At 37.6% G+C, this 19164-nt stretch carries 17 protein-coding genes; 3 read left to right on the top strand and 14 right to left on the bottom strand.

The window, feature by feature from the left end; translation table 11 throughout:
• Position 1: 1 nt before the first annotated feature.
• The 13 genes from BLT30_RS01335 to BLT30_RS01395 form a co-directional block, all read right to left on the bottom strand.
• The gene (locus BLT30_RS01335; RefSeq protein WP_027383430.1) at positions 2-259 is read right to left on the bottom strand and encodes a phosphopantetheine-binding protein; all 258 of its coding nucleotides are present in this window, start codon (positions 257-259) and stop codon (positions 2-4) included.
• Between the two features lie 64 nt (positions 260-323).
• Positions 324-863 (bottom strand): 3-oxoacyl-ACP synthase, encoded by a 540-nt coding sequence (locus tag BLT30_RS01340; RefSeq protein ID WP_089872838.1) that lies wholly within the window; start codon positions 861-863, stop codon positions 324-326.
• Positions 864-873: 10 nt separating this feature from the next.
• Complete coding sequence (locus BLT30_RS01345) at positions 874-2016, bottom strand: beta-ketoacyl synthase N-terminal-like domain-containing protein (protein WP_089870774.1); 1143 nt, start codon at positions 2014-2016, stop codon at positions 874-876.
• Positions 2013-2438: an acyl-CoA thioesterase gene (locus tag BLT30_RS01350; protein WP_089870776.1), complete on the bottom strand. Its 426-nt coding sequence runs from the start codon at positions 2436-2438 to the stop codon at positions 2013-2015. Before BLT30_RS01350 ends, BLT30_RS01345 begins: the two co-directional genes overlap by 4 nt.
• Complete coding sequence (locus BLT30_RS01355; RefSeq protein WP_089870778.1) at positions 2428-3687, bottom strand: ABC transporter permease; 1260 nt, start codon at positions 3685-3687, stop codon at positions 2428-2430. Before BLT30_RS01355 ends, BLT30_RS01350 begins: the two co-directional genes overlap by 11 nt.
• Entirely contained in the window at positions 3677-4429 is a 753-nt protein-coding gene (locus BLT30_RS01360; protein WP_027383425.1) for an ABC transporter ATP-binding protein, read from the bottom strand. Before BLT30_RS01360 ends, BLT30_RS01355 begins: the two co-directional genes overlap by 11 nt.
• A gap of 1 nt (position 4430) precedes the next feature.
• A complete protein-coding gene (locus BLT30_RS01365; protein WP_089870781.1) occupies positions 4431-5426 on the bottom strand; it encodes a BtrH-related acyltransferase DarH in 996 nt (331 codons plus the stop codon).
• 2 nt (positions 5427-5428) lie between these two features.
• Entirely contained in the window at positions 5429-5833 is a 405-nt protein-coding gene (locus BLT30_RS01370) for a flexirubin biosynthesis protein DarG (protein WP_089870782.1), read from the bottom strand.
• 2 nt (positions 5834-5835) lie between these two features.
• Positions 5836-6279 (bottom strand): hotdog family protein, encoded by a 444-nt coding sequence (locus BLT30_RS01375; protein ID WP_089870784.1) that lies wholly within the window; start codon positions 6277-6279, stop codon positions 5836-5838.
• A gap of 6 nt (positions 6280-6285) precedes the next feature.
• A complete protein-coding gene (locus BLT30_RS01380; protein WP_089870786.1) occupies positions 6286-6717 on the bottom strand; it encodes a hotdog family protein in 432 nt (143 codons plus the stop codon).
• Positions 6717-7856 carry a dialkylresorcinol biosynthesis protein DarB gene (locus BLT30_RS01385; RefSeq protein ID WP_089870788.1) on the bottom strand — a complete coding sequence of 380 codons (1140 nt, stop codon included), beginning with the start codon at positions 7854-7856 and terminating at the stop codon, positions 6717-6719. Before BLT30_RS01385 ends, BLT30_RS01380 begins: the two co-directional genes overlap by 1 nt.
• Positions 7857-7859: 3 nt before the next feature.
• Positions 7860-8774, bottom strand: coding sequence for a hypothetical protein (locus tag BLT30_RS01390; RefSeq protein ID WP_089870790.1), 915 nt, complete (start codon positions 8772-8774; stop codon positions 7860-7862).
• Positions 8775-8816: 42 nt separating this feature from the next.
• Positions 8817-12470, bottom strand: coding sequence for an MMPL family transporter (locus BLT30_RS01395; protein ID WP_089870792.1), 3654 nt, complete (start codon positions 12468-12470; stop codon positions 8817-8819).
• A 194-nt stretch (positions 12471-12664) separates the two neighbouring features.
• Here BLT30_RS01395 and BLT30_RS01400 point away from each other — a divergent pair, with 194 nt between their 5' ends.
• The 3 genes from BLT30_RS01400 (at position 12665) to topA (ending at position 18514) form a co-directional block, all read left to right on the top strand.
• Positions 12665-13765, top strand: a complete 1101-nt coding sequence (locus tag BLT30_RS01400; RefSeq protein WP_089870793.1) for a hypothetical protein — start codon at positions 12665-12667, stop codon at positions 13763-13765.
• A gap of 18 nt (positions 13766-13783) precedes the next feature.
• Positions 13784-15802 carry an FG-GAP-like repeat-containing protein gene (locus tag BLT30_RS01405; protein ID WP_089870795.1) on the top strand — a complete coding sequence of 673 codons (2019 nt, stop codon included), beginning with the start codon at positions 13784-13786 and terminating at the stop codon, positions 15800-15802.
• A gap of 153 nt (positions 15803-15955) precedes the next feature.
• On the top strand, positions 15956-18514 hold the full coding sequence (gene topA / locus BLT30_RS01410; RefSeq protein WP_089870796.1) for a type I DNA topoisomerase: 2559 nt from the start codon (positions 15956-15958) through the stop codon (positions 18512-18514).
• 64 nt (positions 18515-18578) lie between these two features.
• Here topA and BLT30_RS01415 read toward each other — a convergent pair whose 3' ends face one another.
• Complete coding sequence (locus BLT30_RS01415) at positions 18579-18998, bottom strand: VOC family protein (protein ID WP_089870798.1); 420 nt, start codon at positions 18996-18998, stop codon at positions 18579-18581.
• Positions 18999-19164 lie beyond the last annotated feature (166 nt).

The following is a 19164-nucleotide window of genomic DNA, read 5'->3' on the forward strand; positions in this document are numbered from 1 at the left end:
ACTATTTTGTACGATTTTCTTCAATGAATTTCGCCATCACTTCTATAGATTGAAAGATTTCTTTCCCTTTTTTCGGGTCAGATAATTTGATTCCGTATTCCTTTTCAAGAAGGACGATCAGTTCCAAAGCATCGATGGAATCCAATCCAAGACCTCCTCCGAATAATGGATCTGTATCTTTGATCTCGTCTACAGAAACATCTTCCAGGTTAAGAACTTCTACGATTTTGTTTTTTAATTCTAATTTTAAGTCGCTCATAATTTTTATTTGTCAATGTATAGATTCTTGGTCTGATACACTTTGATATTGATAGTTTGATTTTTTACTTGTTTAGCAAATATACAAAAGCATTATAACTTTCCTGATATAGCTCTACCCAGCCGCACAATACTTTTTCGGCTTTTCCAGACTGCAAGATCTGTTCCGCATAATTGTTTAAAAATTCTTCATCCAATTCGTCTAAAACAAAAAAAGCATTCTCTGTCTGCATTTTATGTTTAATACTGATTTCACCAACGCAAATGTTTGGTAAAGTATAGACGAAAACTGCAGGACTCGGAAAATAATTTTCCTGAGAATTGATGCTTTCCTGATATTTAAAATCGGTGTCTAAACTTGATGACTTATTAGCGAAAATCAATGCAGTTCTGCTATGATCGCCATTTTTTAAAATCATTTCAGAAGCAAGAAAAGCGAGTTTACTTAAGTTATCCATTTTGTGAAATTTCGGATAATTCAATTCTAAAGTTTTGTAAGCTTCTTTCGCAAAATCTGAAAAGCTTTCAGTTTGGGTTTCAAAAATAATCTCGTTGTTGAGATTGATTTTTGAATGTTCTATGGTGCAGATGTCTGTTTTTTTCATGGGTTTCATTTTAACATTTTTCCAAAACAATTGCTGCATTACACCCACCAAAACCTGAAGCCGTTTTCAAAATATATTTGATTTCTGCGGGTTTGTTTTCTTTAATAATATTTAACGATTGAGAAGTTCCCGTTTCCTCGAAATTTTTGGATGGAATTAACGTGTTTTTCAAAGCACTTTCCATAGAAATGATGCTTTCCAATAACCCGGAAGCTCCCAAACAATGGCCATAATAGCCTTTCATGCTGTTCAGCGGAGCATTCTGTAGTTCCATTCTGTTGAAAGCGATGGCTTCCATTTCGTCGTTGTATATTGTCGCCGTTCCGTGTGCAGAAATAAAATCAATTTTTTCTACCGGAATATTGGCTTCTGTCATTGCATTTTTGATGCTTGCAAATAATCCGTCACCGGTTCTTGAGGGGCCTGAAATATGGTTCGCATCATTAATTGCTGAATCTCCTAAAATTTTAAAACTAAATTTTTCGTTTTGATTCAATTCTGAAGTTATATAAACAGCCGCCGCCGCTTCACCAATATTGATTCCGTCACGGTTTTTATCGTAAGGTCTGCAAATTTCAGTTCCGATTGCCTGGAAAGAATTGAAGCCTGAAACCACAAATTCTGAAATTTCATCTCCGGCAATTACAAAAGCATCTTTATACTTTCCTGCCTGAATCATGTTCTTTGAGACGGCAATCGCCATCACTCCAGAAACGCATGCATTAGAAACAACAATCGGTTTAGTTTTAAATCCGAAAAAATCAGCTAATTTTTGGGCTAAATTTGAAAGAAAAACACCCTCTGGTAAAGCTGTCTTATTTTTTAATAAACTAATGTTCCCCTTTGTGGTTGATAAAATAAAAGCCGTTTCATCTGAAATAGAATGTCTTTCAACCAAAGGCTTTAAGCTTAATAAAAACATTTTTTCAAGCCTTGTGAAATTTTTTTTCTGAGTTTCGTCAAAGCATCGGTAAAATTCTTCTTCCAGTTTTTCAGAATCAATCATGGAAGCATAAAAAGGTTCCTGATTTTCTATGATTTTATGTAAAGCTACGCCTGATTTTCCTTTCAAAAGGGCATTCCAGTTTGAAGAAACATCAAAACCTAAAGGTGTGACGCAGTTGTAATCTGTGATGTAAATTTCCTTCCTCATGATAATCCCATTTTATCTTTCCAGGCCTGAAAAAACTCAGGATTATATAAGCATAAATTGTTGTCGGAATCAAGAAAAACCTGAACCGTTTCTCCTGAACAAACCAATTTATTTTCTTCGTTAAAAAGTTCGTATTTATAAATTAATTTCGCTGAAGTTGAATTCACGAAAGTTGTTACAATTTTAAAGGTCTCTCCATATTTTAATGGTAAAAAATGTTCGCAGGTGCTTTTCACAATGGGTGTGACATAACCCGCTTTCTGGATATCAAGATACGTTAGGCCATGCTGTCTTCCAAAAGCTTCTCTACCGTCTTCAAAATACACGATGTAATGCCCGTGCCAAACAATTCCCAAAGGGTCTGTTTCGTTGAACCTTACACGAACTTCTTCTGTACAAGTTAAATTTTCCTTAGACTGCATTTTGTTTTCTTTCGTAAATTAATGATATCCCGACCATTGCAAGATAGAATAAAAATAAGAAAATCAGCTCTTTAGCAATTCCACCGATTCCGCTGTTTCGTAATATGATGTCATAGTAGGCATTCAACCCCCAATTCATAGGAGAGAACTTTGCTATAGACTGCATAAATTCAGGCATTAAAAATACCGGAACCCAGATTCCTCCGATCGCTGCCAAAACAACTACGGAAGTTGCACCAAACGGGGCAGACTGTTCCTGAGTATCGGCAACGGTTCCCAGTAAAATCCCGAAGCCAATGGCTGCTAAACCTGCAAACAAAGTGACGATGAGGAGATTGAACATTTTTCCGGTCACGTCAAATTGTGGTAAATCCATATACGGGAAAAGCCAGACTCCAATGGCTACCATCAGTAAAAACTGGATGACGCAGATGATCAGATACGTAAATGTTTTTCCTAAAATATGAATATAATACGGCGTCGGACTTACACGAACTCTCACGCTCGTTCCCTGACTTTTTTCTTTAACTAAATTAATCGACAAAGGCACGACAATGAAGAAAATCGCAAACAACGCCCAAGCCGGAACATTGTGCTGAACCGAGTTGGGTTTAACTTCAAAAGCAGATTTCGGAACGATTTCTTTAAAAGTGATCAAACTCTTGTTATCCAAATCTTCCGTTGTTCCCAGTTGGTCTTGAAACGCTTTGTAGATTTTTTTATTCTCGATCTCAAAAACCATTTTGTTGATGGCATTCATTACCGAATTTTTGAATCCGGCATTGGTTGCAGGGTCAAAATATAAATGAATATCCTTGGCTTTTGAGGCTACGGGTTTTGTTGCTGTCGAATCCGCTTCCAAACCAAAAGAACTTACAATCGTCTGAACTTTTGAATCGATATTTGAATTGATATCTTTCGTCAGATTCTGAGGAATCACAATCGCCATCTGATAATCACCGGAAAACACAGCTTCTTTAGCCGAATTTTCGTTATAATTGGGCAAAAGCTGGAAACTTTTGCTGGCTTTCAGTTCGGATTCTATTTTTTTTGAAATTTCAGAATGGTCGTTGTCGATGAAAATAATCGGGATTTTTGAGCCTTCCAGATTTTTAAACGTCGAATCCTGAATCAATGTAATGGTAATGATCAGCAGCAAAGGCATTAGAAATATAATGACAATTCCTCCAATATCGCGCTTAAGTAAAAGGATTTCCTTAAAAAAACTTCTCCACAATTTATACAACATCTCTCAGTTCTTTTCCGGTTAATGATATGAAAACGTCTTCCAGGTTTTCTGCATTGGCAACTCTTTGTACTAGTTCTTCAGGTGTTCCGGTTGCGTGAATTTTTCCGTGGTCGATAATCGCGATTTGAGTACAAAATTCTTCCGCTTCCGATAAGTGGTGCGAAGTGTAAATAATGCACGTTCCTTTTTTATTTAAATCTAAAAGATAATCAATAATCGCTTTTTTGGATTGTACATCAACACCAACTGTCGGTTCGTCCAGAAACAGAACTTTCGGATTGTGAAGCGTTCCTGCAATCAGGTTGCAACGGCGTTTCATTCCTCCTGAAAACTGGTCGACTTTTTTATCTGCAAATTTTGATAAGCCCATCAATTCTAAAGATTCATCGATGGTATCTCTTAATTTTTTGTGACTTAAACCATACAAGCTTCCAAAAAACATCAGGTTTTCTTTAGCGGTCAAAGTCGGATAAAGCGCATATTCCTGTGGAACAACGCCAATAATCTGTTTCAGTTTTGTGCTGTTTTTCTGAGGAGAAAGTCCGTTGATGGTAAAACTTCCTGAAGTTGGTTTGATCAAACCGGAAAGCATAGAAATCAACGTAGTTTTTCCGGCTCCGTTGGGACCGAGAATTCCGTAGATCTCGTTTTTAGATATATTTAAAGAAATATCATTGACAGAAAATTCTTCTGCATTTTGATATTTCTTGTAAAGATTTTTTATTTCTATAATATTCTCCAAACTAAATCGCTTTTCTCAGTTTCTTATAAAAAGCTTCTTCCAAATCAGCAATATGAAGCATCGATTTTGAAAGCTGATTATAAATATCACTTTTCGAATTTCTGTTCTTGTAAACTCTCGCAATATCCACCGCGAAATCTCTCCAAAGGTCGCCGATTGTTGTGATTTCCTTTGAAAGTTCTTTCAGCTCATCATTTTTAAGAATGACAGCGGCTTCCTGTAAAAAAGCACCATAAATAAACCTGAATCCGCCACCGCCGGTTCCGATTTCCTCCTGCATTCTGATGAGCTGGCCAAGATAATGATTGGTTACTTTCGTTCCTTTTTTCTCTGCCCATTTCGGGATGCTTTTTGCTACCCAACGCATTGCTTTTACACCGATAATCGGAACGGGAGCCAGCATGTTTTTGCAGGTGTCTTTTATTCCTTTTTTAATTGCTTCTTCCAGATTAACAGTTTCCGGAATGTAAGTCGGGAAGTACATATGGCCTTTTGGTGGCAATGCGCCTTTTGCGTAACGTACTTTTTCCAGTTCGGCTTCGGAAAGGGAAGTGGCGAAATCCATTACAGGGTCGCTGATTAAAAATCTTCCGTTTTCTTTGCCATAAACCACAAGGTTGTGTGCGTTGAAATGGAATTTGTATTCTTCAGGAAAATAAGTCAGGTTGAAAACTCCAACCTGCAATCCTGTCGGGATATTCTGTTCTAAATTTTTCTCTAAAGCGGTTTGTGCATCTTTGGGATTGGAGAATTTCTGTCTTTTGATTTTAATGCCCAGTCTTTTTGCGGCTTTGCTGAAAATCGCTCCTGGCATTGGACGGTAGCTGAATCCCGGTGCAAAATTTACTTTCAGGAAAGGCAAATACACAAAAAATAATCCGGAACCGATTCCGAAAATCATTGGTTCGCTGAGTTTTAACCCTTTATTTAAAAGTAAGTTGGAGGCAACACCGTTTTCGCAGTGAGCGGTTTGGTGGTGTTCAAAGTTGATCTTCATTGTTATTTACCGTCGAAGTTTTTTAATTCGTCTACCGAAATCCCAAATGCATCTGCATATTTTTTCAGGGTAGAATCGCTGAGTTTTTTGAAATTTTTTGGTTTTGCGTGTCTTTTCACAGTCCATTGCCATTTGTCAACATACGCAGCAAGAACCTGCAGATCCATTTTATTCAATTCCATAAAATAGATAATTGGACTTACGATATTGCTGGCAACATTTTGCCTGGCTTCTTCGATACGCTCATTGATCAATGCCATCGATTCGTCAAGGGCTGCTTTTTTGGCTTCCCAACCAATGCTTTGAGCGGTGGTATAATTGTTATTTTCATCCGTCACATATAACATTTCGGTCATATTTGCCGATTGCATACTACTTTCGTCCTGTGGAATGTCTTGCTTTTTCATCGTTATTGTTTTACTTCCTGAATAAACAAATTAATTTCGGCTCTGATTAATATTTGATCGTTAAGAAAAGTTTCGCAAAAAATGTTGCAGATGTTTTCAAACTGAGAGATCAGTGACGCTTTTGAGATGATGATATCGTCAACTTTCGGCAATGTAAAAATTTCTATTTTTTTGATATTTGTAATGAAACCAATCACTTTTGTTTCAACATTCGGATTCTGGAAAAAACTTTGCCCGAGGATTGATGAGCATGTCTGCGCCAGATTTTCTATTAATCCGGCTTCAATAAATTTATTATCAGAAACAAAAATATTGTCTTGGGTAATTTTAAATGATGTGATGACTTTATCTTCTGTCAATTCCAGAATATAATCCGTCATCAGCATTGGTTCGCGATGAGGCAGAAAATCGTGGATGTTGATCAAGCTTTCGTCTTTCAGTTCCATTTAAAATTATTTCACAACGGTTTTCATCTGCGATTTTGCAATCACTTTATCATTGATTTTAGTAATGATCTCTACCAGTGTTACGCCCATCATTTCATTAATAATGGTCGCTTCCGATTTCAATACGTCTCCAATTTGAGGTAAAATTTCTGCTTCAAAAGATTTGATAGCGCCGATGTAACCTGTCGGAGATTCTTTGCCTAAAAGAAAATATTTATAGCCCGTATGCAAAGCCACGCTCTGCGCCTGATGTTCAATCAAACCGGAAGCCTGAAATGTATTTTCATTAACAAAAATATTATCTTCCTTAATGACAAATTCGGAAATCAAATGATTTTCCGAATATTCCAGAAGTCCACCTACCATTACAAAAGGGAACCTTTGAGGTATCAGGTTTCCTATGAAATCTTTGTCAGAATTTGGTAACAAGTTTTCCATTAACAAACTGTCAATAATGCACAAGAATAAGCGAATCTTCCACTTTCCGGAACACAAAGAAGAATTCTTTCTCCTTTTTTTAGTTTTCCGGAATTCATCAGTTGTTCCACAGCGATGAAGATGGATCCAGCACCGATGTTCCCAACCTCGGAAAGATTATAGAACCATTTTTCCCAAGGAAAATCTAAGCCAACTTTTGCAAATTCTTCTTTCAATCCATCTTTGAAATAACCGGAAGAAATGTGTGCCAGCACGTGATCTACAGATTCCGGGTCCAGCTCGTGTTTGTCAAAAGATGCTCTCAAACTCTGTGCACCCTTTACAAGGATGTATTGGTCCAGGATCTTTGTGTCTTGTTTCAAAGCAAAGATCGATTGCTTCAACCACTCGTCAGAAGGATAATCTGCCCAGGATCTCAGACTTCCGTCTTCCTGTTTTTCACATCCGGAATACATACAGGCTTCGATCTCGTGAGCGTAAGAATAGAAATCGATCCATTCGATCCTCAAAGAAGTTTGGTTTTCTCTTGGTTTGTTTTCCAACAGAAACGCACCGGCACCGTCAGAAAGCATCCATCTTAAAAATTCTCTTTTGAAAGCAACAATTGGTCTTTCTTCCAGTAATTTCAGGTTTTCTGCTTCGTGGTCGAATTTGTCCGCTGTCATCCAGGAAGAAAATCTTTCGGAACCTACACAAACTGCATTGTTTTTTACACCAGCTTTTACAGATAGGAAACCATAGTTAAGCGCATTCATCCCCGAGTTGCAAAGTCCCATAGAAGTATTGATCTCAACAGATCTTTTCATACCCAATTCACCGTGGACCATAGATGCGTGAGACGGCTGAATCTGGTCTGCAGAAGTTGTCCCGCAAGATAATAGTTCCATATCCTCTTTTTTGAAACTCTCATCAAAAAGTCCATTGATCGCATTGGCTGTGATCTGGGCGTTGGTATGGGTTGGATTTCCGTTTTTGTCCAAAGCGTAATATCTGGTTTTGATCTGATTGTTTCTTAGGATCAATGCTCTTGCTTTGGAGGGTGTATTGTTTACCAGACCAAGATAAGTTTCCATATCGTCATTAGCAATCGGTTCGTTTGGCAGGTATGTAGAAGATTTGGTGATATATACGTTACTCATTTTCTATTTTAAATTAATTCCTTGTAAATATTCTCTTTGTTTTTTTCTTTTAAACCACAATAACGGCGCTAGTAGTATATGGAAAACTAGAACGATTGGAGAAATGATCCAGATCGCCGCCATCAAATATACCTTAAAGAATTTTATCAGCAATGGACGCTTTTCTTTTTTCTTGATGATAAGATTGGACCAGACGGTAAAGATTTTGTTCCCGACTTTTTCTACTCTTACCAGAAAAGGCCTTATCTCTACCGCTCCGTTTTTTACCAGATCGGGCTGGAGATTCTTTAAATTATTATTGCGAAAATGCTCTTCAATAATCTTACCATACTTTACAGAACCATCAATTTCTTTATCAGAAATTCCGGCAGCGGGTAAAATTCCGGATTTTTCTTTCTGGCCGGTCGTTAACCAACGTAGAATGGTAAGCACGCTGGTATAGTTGTCGTGCCTGTCAACCAACGCGATGTTTCCAACTAATTGAGCTCTGAGGTCACGCAGGTAGACTTTCAGTTTTTCCTGAGAAAGCATCCACATATTTCTGGTTCCGGAAATGGTAACAACAGGAGTATCTTTCAAAATATTTTCTGCATAACCGCTTTTCATAAATGAAATAATCGGAATCGAAGGTGTCAAATACCAAACCTGATATCCAAAAAGGATAAGGTCAAATTTTTGGTTCAGAACGTCTTCCGGTGGAGGGAGTATCTCACTTGGGATTTGCAGATAGGATTCTGGAAATGTATTGAAAAAGACATCGCTTGGCCAAGGAAAAGGAAAGTCATTTTTTAATTTGATGCTGTAATATGTGACCTGATATTCGTCTTTTTTATTTTCAAATGGTCTTGCGATATTCTTTACAATATCTTCTAATTGACCCGTTTGCGAATAATAAATGACCAGTATTTTTTTTGGCATTAGTAAGTAATATTTGATACAAAAATATACTTTTCATATTTATTATTCGTGGCAGAATATGTTAATTGAATCCGATTTGAATATTAAATTGAAATCTGAATTTTGAAAATTAGGCTCATCAATATCTAATAAAATGATTTTCTTTGGTAAAATCTCAATTTCATTGAAGTCAAAATTTTTGTCGGATACCAATAGAATATCAATGTTTTTCGAGATCTCGGAAATGTTATTGATGTAATTTATCTTCCTTCTTTTGACAATATAATTATTTTCAGCGACTTCTCTTTTTTCTTTATTCTTTATTAAACTGAATATTTTCCTTCCGGCCTGTTGAAGTGTCATTAATACATCTTTTTGGCCAAAGTCATCTGCAATGTGCAGAATATTGGCGTCGGTTGGAAGATGCTTGTTCAGTTCAAAATAAACTGATTTGTTCTTTTCAAAATCCTGTTTCAATTCTTTAACAACTTCGTTTTCCTTGTAAAGAAAACTTAGAAATAATTTCTTCCTGAAATAATTTTCATCTTCGATCTCACTTCTCAGTTTGGCAAACTCGACTCGGAAATAGGCATTGATCTTTTTTGTTCTTTCCGTGTAATTTTTACCGAAACTTTGGTCGTCTTTCAGGACCCTGTTACCTACTTTTACAGTTATGCTTCCATCATATATGATAAAGTCGCCTTTCGGTAAAACTTCAGAATTTCCGTGGATATAGATCGGAAGAATATCCAGGTCGTATTCTTCTGCCAAGTAAAATGCACCTTTGTGAAATCGTTTTATGTTGTTGGTATAAGATCGTTCTGCTTCCGGAAAAACCACAAGAGAATAACCCTGGTCTATTTTTTCTTTCAATTTTTCTTTTCCGTTTTCGATGCCTTGAGAAACCGGGAAAAACCCAAGAGCTTTAACTAATTTTCCAAAAACCGGGGAGTTCCAGACCCAATCATTCACAAGATAGACAATCTTATGTGTTGCCATTGCAATCGCCAATGTGTCAAGAAAAGAAGTGTGGTTGGCAATGATGATCGCAGGTTTACTGAAATCTTCATTCGGATTTCTGATCACTTTTTTCTTGACAAACGGATTTGAATATAAAACGGATGTCAGAAATTTTGCTAAAATTAATTTGATGAGATCTAAAGTTCTTCCTTTCGAACGTTTCACGAAAATACTTCCAATCGCTGAAAAAACCGATCCGCCTAAACCGTAATATAAAAATGATAGAACAGAATTTAAAAATAACCTAAAAGTGATCGGCGATAATCCTTTTTTCTGTCTGTTGATAATTAAAAATCTAAACCAGAATGGATATAAAGTCGACGTAATGACAATCACGGAAAACATTCCGATCAAAGCAACCAGAGCTAAAGAATGTAAAGCCGGATGTTTTGCGAAAATCAAAGAACCAATCGAAAGAATCGTTGTGAAAACGGCTAAGATAATCGAAATTCGGTATGTAGGAAGTTCATTTTTTCCGGTTGTATGTTCTTTTTGCATCGCCTTCGTCAGGAAAATACTGAAATCGTCTCCGACTCCGAAAACCAAAGTGCAGACAACGGTGCTGAAAATATTCAATTCCAGTCCAAGAAAATAGAGGATTCCTGCAGTCACAACTCCCGTCAAAACAATCGGGAACATTGTGAGGACAGATAATTCAAAATTTTTGAAGAAAACAATGATGGTTAGAATTATCGCTAAAAGAGAATAATTAATTAAGGTATTGAAATCATTTTTCAGCAAGCCCAAAAAGTTCTCATTCATCTGTTGACGGTCGATTGCCAAAGCTTCATGGTTTTTTTCGACGTCTTTTATAAAAGCATCTCTTTTCTTCTCATCAACTTTTACAACATTGGAAACGGTGTAAAAACCATTATCATTGCTTAGGAATTCTGAGATTTGTAGTGCTTTTATTTTTTCGTAATCTTTTAAACTTAAAGTAGAGTAGGATCTATTAAGATTTTCATTGAACTGATCAAAAGCAGAAGCATTGAACCCAAATTTATTTCCGTTTTGAGCCAGATCAGAGATCGTCTGATTTTTCTTATTTTGATTCCAGAATTGATCCCATTTTTCAACCTTTTTTTGTTGGTCTTCTTTGGATAGAACAACATTTCCAAGCGAATTATAGCTTAGGATTTTCCCTTCCTGCTTTTCTTTTTCCAAAAACTGGCTCAACTTTGAATTTCTCGCCAACGCTTCACTTTCAGAATTCCCGTAAGAAATTGTGTAGATCGATTTTGAAGTAATGTCCGATAATTTCTCAAGCTTGGCTTCACTGATTTTCAGATCTTTCGGGATATAATTCAGATCGCCGATATCTTCATTAAAACCTACATGACGAAACCCGAAAAGGCAGGCAATGATCATCAAAGAACACCCGATCATCAAAGGTTTGTTCTTTTCGTAAGGATAGTTTCCTATCTTATCGATGAAATTTTTGTTAACTTCATCTGTTTTTTCTTTCGGATGATACAGTTGAGGAACAATTATCAACGCTGTAAAAGAAGACAAGAACACCGTGATCGCAGCAAAAAGTCCGAGGTCTTTCAAAGCTTCTGAACGAACGAAAACGAGACATAAAAATGAAACAGCCGTTGTTGCGCTGCTCAAAATGATCGGTTGTGTAATTTCCTTATAAAGCTCTTCAATATTGTTGTTGTGCTTGTAATGTGTCAAAATATGAAGCGCATAATCAATCGTGATTCCAATGAGAATGGCTCCAACGCTGAGTGAAATTGCCGAAATTTTATCTTTGATAAAATATAAGACCATCAACGAAATGAACACTGCGAAAACTGTCGGCAAAAAGACGATCAAAGGCGTAAAAAAATTCCTAAAATAATAGATCAACAAAATCAAAAGGACCGTCATCGAAATAATAACCGTATTCTGAATATCTTTTTTGATTTGTTGTGCGTTGGCAACTGCAATTACAGGCGAACCAAAATAGCTGATCTCTGTTTTTCCTTTGAATTGTGTGTTGAGATTATCTTTTATTTCGTTCAGCTGATTGACGAAAACTTCATTGTTTTTGGTATCGTTGCTTTTGTTTTTCGGGTCAATAAAAAGCAGAAGATTTTTTCCGTCTTTGGTGACGATGTAATTATCTTCCAGCTTAAAATCTTTGCTGATATTCAAAGCATTCAGTTTTTTGATTCCAAGAAAAGTGATTCCGAGTGGGTCTTTTTTAATAAATTCTTTCGTCACAAGACTTGTCGGCGAAACCAATGAAACATAATTGTTCTCAACCTGTTTTGCGATGCTGTCTTTATTGAGCTTTCTTTCGATTTCTTGGTAATCATTTTCATCAAGAAACAAGGGGAGATTTTGATTGACGAAATCAAACGTCTCGGAAATCTCATTGTCGTTTACTTTTCCCTGAACGGAACCGATGTGTTTTTTTAAAGGTTCGATCTTGTTTAAAAAAGTATCGGCTGTTTCCGAAAGCTGGAAATTATCATCTTTCGATTTGTTCTCAATGATGACAATGATCTTATCTGAAAAATTGAGTTGCTTCAGCACTTTTGCGGTCAGATCAGACTTTTCGTTTTTCGGAATGATCTGATTGATGTCTTCCTCAAAATTAATTCTGGAAGCGAAAAATCCACAAATGATAAGAATTCCCAAAGCTGTTGCAATGGAAACCAGTCGGTTGTTAGAAATAAAATAATATAAATGGATGAAAAAGCGATGCATTTCTGATTATAATACTGCAATATGATTACAGATATGATGGCGTTAAGGTTTTTTGTTTTTTTTTCTAAAATCAACTCAATGCACCATTTATTGATGAAATGATCATTAAGTTGGCAAATTTAATAATTTTTGATTTGGAAAGACTTGAGAAATAAGATTAAATATTTATATTCGTTGTCAAAAAACCATAATTAATGAAAAAAATCTATTTTTTATACATCGTATCACTTTTTTTATTGTTTTCTTGTAAAGAAGATGATGGTACTGTGATAGAATCTTCAATTTCAGGATCTACAGTCAATTTTGATATCAATGCTGTTCCGTATTCCAAATTATCGACCTATTCTTTCTTTAGTGGAGACCTGAAAGATTTGACACCAGTAGCCAAAGTGATCCCTTATGAGCCGGCAAGTTCCCTGTTTACGGATTATGCTCTGAAGAAAAGGTTTATTTGGATGCCCGAGGGTACAAAAGCTAAATATGAGGAAGATGGCAAAACACTCGATTTTCCAGTTGGAACAACTTTGATAAAGAATTTTTATTATAATACTTTACAACCCAATAATACGACGAAGATCATCGAAACAAGATTGATGATAAGAAAATCCACGGGTTGGATATTTGCAGAATATATTTGGAATGATGCGCAAACAGAAGCCACTCTTTTAACCGGGGAAGATTTTGAAAGTGGTAGCACACAAAGTATCACGTTTAAGAAGCAAAATGGTGATGTGATTTCAACGGATTACAGGATACCTTCAGAAGATAACTGTTTCGCCTGCCATAGATTAGATGGTAAAGCAATTCCCATTGGAACCAAGCCTCAAAATTTGAATAACATCTATAATTATTCTACTACGAATATTAAAAATCAGTTGCAAAAACTTGTGGATGAAGGTTATTTAGCGAGTTATCCTGCCACAATTAACTCTACTGTAGATTATCATGATACAAGTAAGCCTGTGGATATCCGTTTGCGTTCCTATCTCGATGCAAATTGTTCCCACTGTCATCAGCAAAATGCGCGTTGTGATTATCGTGCTTTAAGATTGCAATTTAATCAGACCACAAACTTGACAAACCTTGGAGTATGCTTGACGGCAGCAGAGCCTGTTAGCTCAACCATTTCAAAGATCGTTGCGCCAGGAAATTATAACAAATCGGTCATGCATTATAGACTTCAATCTACAGATGGTAGCAATATGATGCCGTTGTTGGGAAGAACAGTTGTACATGACGAAGGTCTCCTATTGGTCCAGGAATGGATCAGTTCATTAACTCAAACTTGTAATTAAAAAAAACTTATAACAGATATGAAGAAACTATTACTACTTACTTTGATGTGTTCTATCTCTTTTGGAATGGCACAAACATCTTGTAGCAACGCCGTAAATCTTACTGCGGTGGGAACCTATACGGTTGCCGGAATTAATGGAACTGCAGCTCCTTCTGCATGCGGGTTGGAGTATGGCATTGGAACAGCCGGGGCTTGGTATAAATACACGCCGACCCAAGACATGAATGTCACTGTGTCAACAGTAATTGCAGGTCAAACAAATGATACGAGGATCATGGTCTATTCCGGCGATTGTACAACATTAGCGTGTTTAGTTAGCAATGATGATTTTTCCGGATATTCTGCGCAGGTAAATTTCAGAGGTGCTGCCAACACTACATATTATATCGTTTTTGATAATAAATGGAGCAGCTCAGGATTTCAATTCAAATTATCAGAATCTGTAGCCGTACCAGACAGACTTTCGTTCACTTCCCAAATCGTAAGTGGGGCATCTTCAGCATATAATAATTGCATCGTAGATATGAATGGAGATTATCTGGATGATATTGTCTCTGTGGTCAATAGAACAAAAATTGTCATTTCCCACCAAAAAACGGGCGGAGGATTTACTGACGTTACTTATACGATTCCAAGTACCACAGTAGAGCCGGAGTGGAGTATTGCTGCAGGAGATTACGATAACAATGGTTTTAATGATCTGATCTATGGCTCGTCAACAGGTGTAACTTTTGTGAAAGCCAATGCTACAGGTACAGGATATACGGTTGAAAGAAAGACCCAAAACTACCTGACACAGCGTACCAATTTTGTGGATATCAATAATGATGGAAAACTGGATGCTTTTGTGTGTGATGACAACGGCCCTAACAGATATTATCTGAATGACGGCACCAATATGAATCACAATCGTGGTGGCTTAGGCGATTTCCCTTCAGGCGGGAACTATGCTTCAACATGGACAGATTATGACAATGACGGAGACCTTGATCTTTTCATTGCAAAATGTGGAGAAGGCGGCTCAGGAGTTGGAGGAAATATTGATGAGCTGCACAGAAATAACGGAAACGGGACCTTTACCAATGTAGCTAGCACGGCTAATCTGGCAGAGCCTTCCCAGAGTTGGTCAGCAGCTTGGGGAGATTTCAATAATGATGGATTGATGGACGCCATGATCGGGATAAATTCTGATACCGATGGACTAAACAAAGTCATGAAAAATAACGGGGACGGCACTTTCTCAGATGTTACAGCAGGTTCCGGGTATGAAAATATTCTGGACTCTAGTAGAGAATATGTAACATACGATTTTGATAATGACGGCTTCCTTGATATATTGGGTGCGGGAAATACGATAATGTTTGGCGATGGCAACTTCAAGTTCACTCCCAACGGCAATCCATACAATCTGAATATCTATCGTAGACCTGTTGGGGATCTTAATAACGATGGATTTTTAGATATTCAAAGTGGGCAGAATATCCTGATCAATAACGGAAATAGCAACAAATGGCTAAAGGTTACATTAAAAGGAGTTCAGAGTAACAGAAACGGAATCGGAGCAAGAGTAGAGATCTACGGAACATGGGGTAAACAGATCCGTGATGTGCAAAGTGGTACAGGTTTCGGTAATATGAGTACACTTAATACTCATTTTGGTATTGGGCAGGCCACTGCGATTGCCAAAGTTGTTGTAAAATGGCCATCCGGAAAAGTGGATACAGTTGAGAATGTAACGCCTAATACAACGCTGAATATTGTAGAGGGGTCTACATTGGCCGTTTCCGATGTTCAGGATGATAAAGGATTATTTACCGTTTATCCTAATCCAAGTAATGATATTGTTAACTTCAAAGCTAAAAAAGGATTTGTACCTATTGAGGCCAAATTGTATGATATGAATGGGAAGATCGTATTACAGAAAGAAATCATTGAAAATTCAATATCGATCAAACAATTAAGCTCAGGGACATATTTGCTTGTTGCAAATGATAAAGCTGGAAATGCTTATTCTCAGAAAATTATAAAAAAATAGATCTTACTTCATAATTAGAACTCACGCCTGCATCAATTGATGCAGGCTTTTTTGAATTAGAAATATGGCCCTTTTGGACCAATAGTTTTTTTGAATCATTACAAATACTCTATATAAAATAAAAAACTCCTACTTTTGCAAAAATTTTTCAGGATGCCAAAAAATTTAGTGATCGTCGAGTCTCCGGCAAAAGCAAAAACAATTCAGAAATATTTAGGGTCAGATTTCGAGGTCAAGTCCAGTTTCGGGCACATCCGTGATCTGCCTAAAAAAGGGATGGGAATCGACTTGTCGAGTTTCACGCCTGACTATGAAGTTTCTGCAGATAAGAAGAAACTGGTGACAGAACTGAAAGCTGCAGTTAAAAAAGCAGATATGGTTTGGCTGGCTTCCGATGAGGATCGCGAGGGAGAAGCTATTGCATGGCATTTGGCAGACGAACTAAAACTGAAACCTGAAAACAGAAAAAGAATCGTTTTTCATGAGATCACCAAAAATGCGATTCTGAAAGCTATAGAGAATCCTAGAGATATTGACCAAAACCTCGTAAATGCACAACAGGCAAGACGAGTTCTGGACAGGATCGTAGGTTTCGAGATGTCACCGGTTCTTTGGAAAAAAGTGAAAACAGGTCTTTCTGCAGGGCGTGTTCAATCCGTTGCGGTAAGATTGGTTGTAGAAAGAGAAAAAGAGATCAGAGGTTTTGTCCCGAAGCCGAGCTTCAAATTGGAAGGCACTTTCCTTAACAATGCAAAACAGGAGATCGCTGCCAAACTGAAAAAAGATTTTGAGAAAGAGAAAGATGCAGAAAACTTCTTGGAATTGGCGAAAACCACAGACTTCAAAGTCCTGAATGTAGAGACCAAGCCGGGATCTCGTACAGCATCTGCGCCGTTCACAACATCCACTTTGCAGCAGGAAGCTTCTTCCAGACTGGGTTACGGAGTGACTACCACCATGCGTTTGGCGCAAAGACTGTATGAAGAAGGATTCATCACTTATATGAGAACGGATTCCGTGAATCTTTCCCAAGAAGCGATCAATGGAGCAAAAGCACAGATCATCTCAGAATACGGAGAGAATTATTCCAAGCCCAGAAATTATACTACCAAATCATCTTCCGCACAGGAAGCGCACGAAGCGATCCGTCCGACGGATTTTTCTGTGAAGTCTATTGGTGATGTCCAGTTGAACAAGTTATATCAATTGATCTACAGAAGAACTTTGGCTTCGCAGATGGAAAATGCGAAAATTGAAAAAACGGTCATAGAGATCGGTAATGCGAAATTACCGCAACATTTCGAAGCGCAAGGTGAGGTCATCGTTTTCGATGGTTTCCTAAAAGCTTACGGGATTGTGAAAACTGAAGATGACGATGAGGAAAACAACGAAAAATTACTGCCGAAAGTAGCTGTTGGCGAAGCTCTTGACTATAAAAAAATAACAGCAACAGAAAAATTTACGAGACCGTCTGCAAGATTTACAGAAGCCGGCTTGGTCAAGAAACTGGAAGAATTGGGAATCGGTCGTCCATCGACGTATGCGCCGACCATTCAAACCATCCAGAATCGTGAATATGTTGACAAAAGAGAAATAGAACCACAAACAAGAGAGATCGTAAAAATGACTTTGGGCAAATCCGGCGTCAAAAAAGAAGTTCTTGAGGAGAAATTTGGTGGTGACAAAAATAAATTCGTTCCGACGGATATCGGCGAAGTTGTGAATGACTTCCTGACCAACAATTTTGCCGAGATTCTGGATTATGGATTCACGGCAAGAGTAGAAGAAGGTTTTGATGAGATAGCAAACGGCGACCAGAAGTGGAAAGAAATGATGACGGATTTCTACTCCAAATTCCATCCAAGGATCGAAGATGTTGAGGAAAATGCCGATCGTGCGAATGGTGAGAGAATCCTGGGTGTAGATCCGAAAACAGGAAAGAATGTTCATGCAAGGATCGGGAGATTTGGTCCAATGATACAGATCGGAGAACAGGACGATGAGGAAAAGCCAACGTTTGCATCCTTGATGGCGAATCAGAATATTTCAACGATCACCTTGGAAGAGGCGTTGGAATTATTCAAGTTGCCTTTTGATCTTAACGATGTTGATGGACAGGCTGTTTCTGTTGGGGTAGGAAGATTTGGCCCTTATGTAAAATGGGGCGAGACTTACATCAGTATTCCAAAGGGCGAGGATCCATTATCTGTAGATCAAAATCGCGCAGAGGAAATCATCAATGAAAAAAAAGTGGCTGATGCACCGATTGCAACCTATAAAGGAGAGCCTGTAACCAAAGGAACGGGAAGATTCGGGCCTTTTATCAAGTACAAAAGCATCTTCGTGAATGTTCCTAAGAAATATAACTTCGATAATCTTTCTCAAAGCGATATCAACGAATTGATCGATGCGAAACTAGAAAAAGAAGCCAACCGGTACATCCAGCATTGGGAAGCAGAAAAGATCTCTATCGAGAATGCAAGATGGGGACCTATAGTAAAACACGGAAAGAACATTTACAAGATCCCAAAAAAGAAAGATGATTCCAAATATGAGGCAGACGACCTGAAAGACGTTTCTCTGGATGAGGTGAAAAAATGGATCACAGCACAAGACCCGAAAGCTTTTGCTGAGAAAAAGAAACCAGCCGCTAAGAAAGCAACTACTGCTAAAAAGCCTGCTGCAAAAAAAGCTCCGGCAAAGAAGAAGTAATTAGACTTTTATAAAATAGAAAGCACAGATTTTTGGTCTGTGCTTTTTTGTTTTTTTTCTGAGTTCAATTTTTTTTGATAACCGAGAATTTCTTTTTCGCTTCAACAGTTAAAGGCGTGAAAAAATTAATTAAATTTCCGTCCGGATCACGAAATAACAGAGAACGGTTACCCCAAGGCATTGTTGTTGGTTCCTGGACAATCTCATCTATCAAATCCTTAATTCTCATATATTCATTATCTACATCCTCAACCAGAAATTCTATGATGACACTTTTATTGGCCGAGGGTTCGGCAATGCCCGCTCCGAAGAAAACCAGTGTGCGCATGCTCCCGATAGCTATCGTAAAATTTTCTGAAACGATTTCTGCAAAATCATCCGTTGCCCATCGTGCTGCTGAACCTGTTGCCGATTCATAAAACTGAACCAACCGCTTGATATCTGCAGTAATAATTCTTATTGAATTGAATGTTGTTTTATCCATTTTCTTTTGTTTTTAAATTGATATAAAACAAAGGTAAAAGGTCAGTATGACGACAGTATGTCAGTGGTGATTTAAAAACTTGTTGTCACGGATTACAAATCCGCGACGTCGGGATTTCTAATAATCCTTTCCTCACGCTGGTGCAAGCATCTTGCTTGTGCCTATT

This window comes from Epilithonimonas hungarica (assembly GCF_900102265.1).
GTDB lineage: Bacteria > Bacteroidota > Bacteroidia > Flavobacteriales > Weeksellaceae > Epilithonimonas > Epilithonimonas hungarica.

Bases quoted from the DNA above. Each gene is read 5' to 3' on its own strand.
- BLT30_RS01335 (WP_027383430.1), bottom strand. From the start codon at position 259: ATGAGCGACTTAAAATTAGAATTAAAAAACAAAATCGTAGAAGTTCTT.
- BLT30_RS01340 (WP_089872838.1), bottom strand. From the start codon at position 863: ATGAAAAAAACAGACATCTGCACCATAGAACATTCAAAAATCAATCTC.
- BLT30_RS01345 (WP_089870774.1), bottom strand. From the start codon at position 2,016: ATGAGGAAGGAAATTTACATCACAGATTACAACTGCGTCACACCTTTA.
- BLT30_RS01350 (WP_089870776.1), bottom strand. From the start codon at position 2,438: ATGCAGTCTAAGGAAAATTTAACTTGTACAGAAGAAGTTCGTGTAAGG.
- BLT30_RS01355 (WP_089870778.1), bottom strand. From the start codon at position 3,687: ATGTTGTATAAATTGTGGAGAAGTTTTTTTAAGGAAATCCTTTTACTT.
- BLT30_RS01365 (WP_089870781.1), bottom strand. From the start codon at position 5,426: ATGAAGATCAACTTTGAACACCACCAAACCGCTCACTGCGAAAACGGT.
- BLT30_RS01370 (WP_089870782.1), bottom strand. From the start codon at position 5,833: ATGAAAAAGCAAGACATTCCACAGGACGAAAGTAGTATGCAATCGGCA.
- BLT30_RS01375 (WP_089870784.1), bottom strand. From the start codon at position 6,279: ATGGAACTGAAAGACGAAAGCTTGATCAACATCCACGATTTTCTGCCT.
- BLT30_RS01380 (WP_089870786.1), bottom strand. From the start codon at position 6,717: ATGGAAAACTTGTTACCAAATTCTGACAAAGATTTCATAGGAAACCTG.
- BLT30_RS01385 (WP_089870788.1), bottom strand. From the start codon at position 7,856: ATGAGTAACGTATATATCACCAAATCTTCTACATACCTGCCAAACGAA.
- BLT30_RS01390 (WP_089870790.1), bottom strand. From the start codon at position 8,774: ATGCCAAAAAAAATACTGGTCATTTATTATTCGCAAACGGGTCAATTA.
- BLT30_RS01395 (WP_089870792.1), bottom strand. From the start codon at position 12,470: ATGCATCGCTTTTTCATCCATTTATATTATTTTATTTCTAACAACCGA.
- BLT30_RS01400 (WP_089870793.1), top strand. From the start codon at position 12,665: ATGAAAAAAATCTATTTTTTATACATCGTATCACTTTTTTTATTGTTT.
- BLT30_RS01405 (WP_089870795.1), top strand. From the start codon at position 13,784: ATGAAGAAACTATTACTACTTACTTTGATGTGTTCTATCTCTTTTGGA.
- topA (WP_089870796.1), top strand. From the start codon at position 15,956: ATGCCAAAAAATTTAGTGATCGTCGAGTCTCCGGCAAAAGCAAAAACA.
- BLT30_RS01415 (WP_089870798.1), bottom strand. From the start codon at position 18,998: ATGGATAAAACAACATTCAATTCAATAAGAATTATTACTGCAGATATC.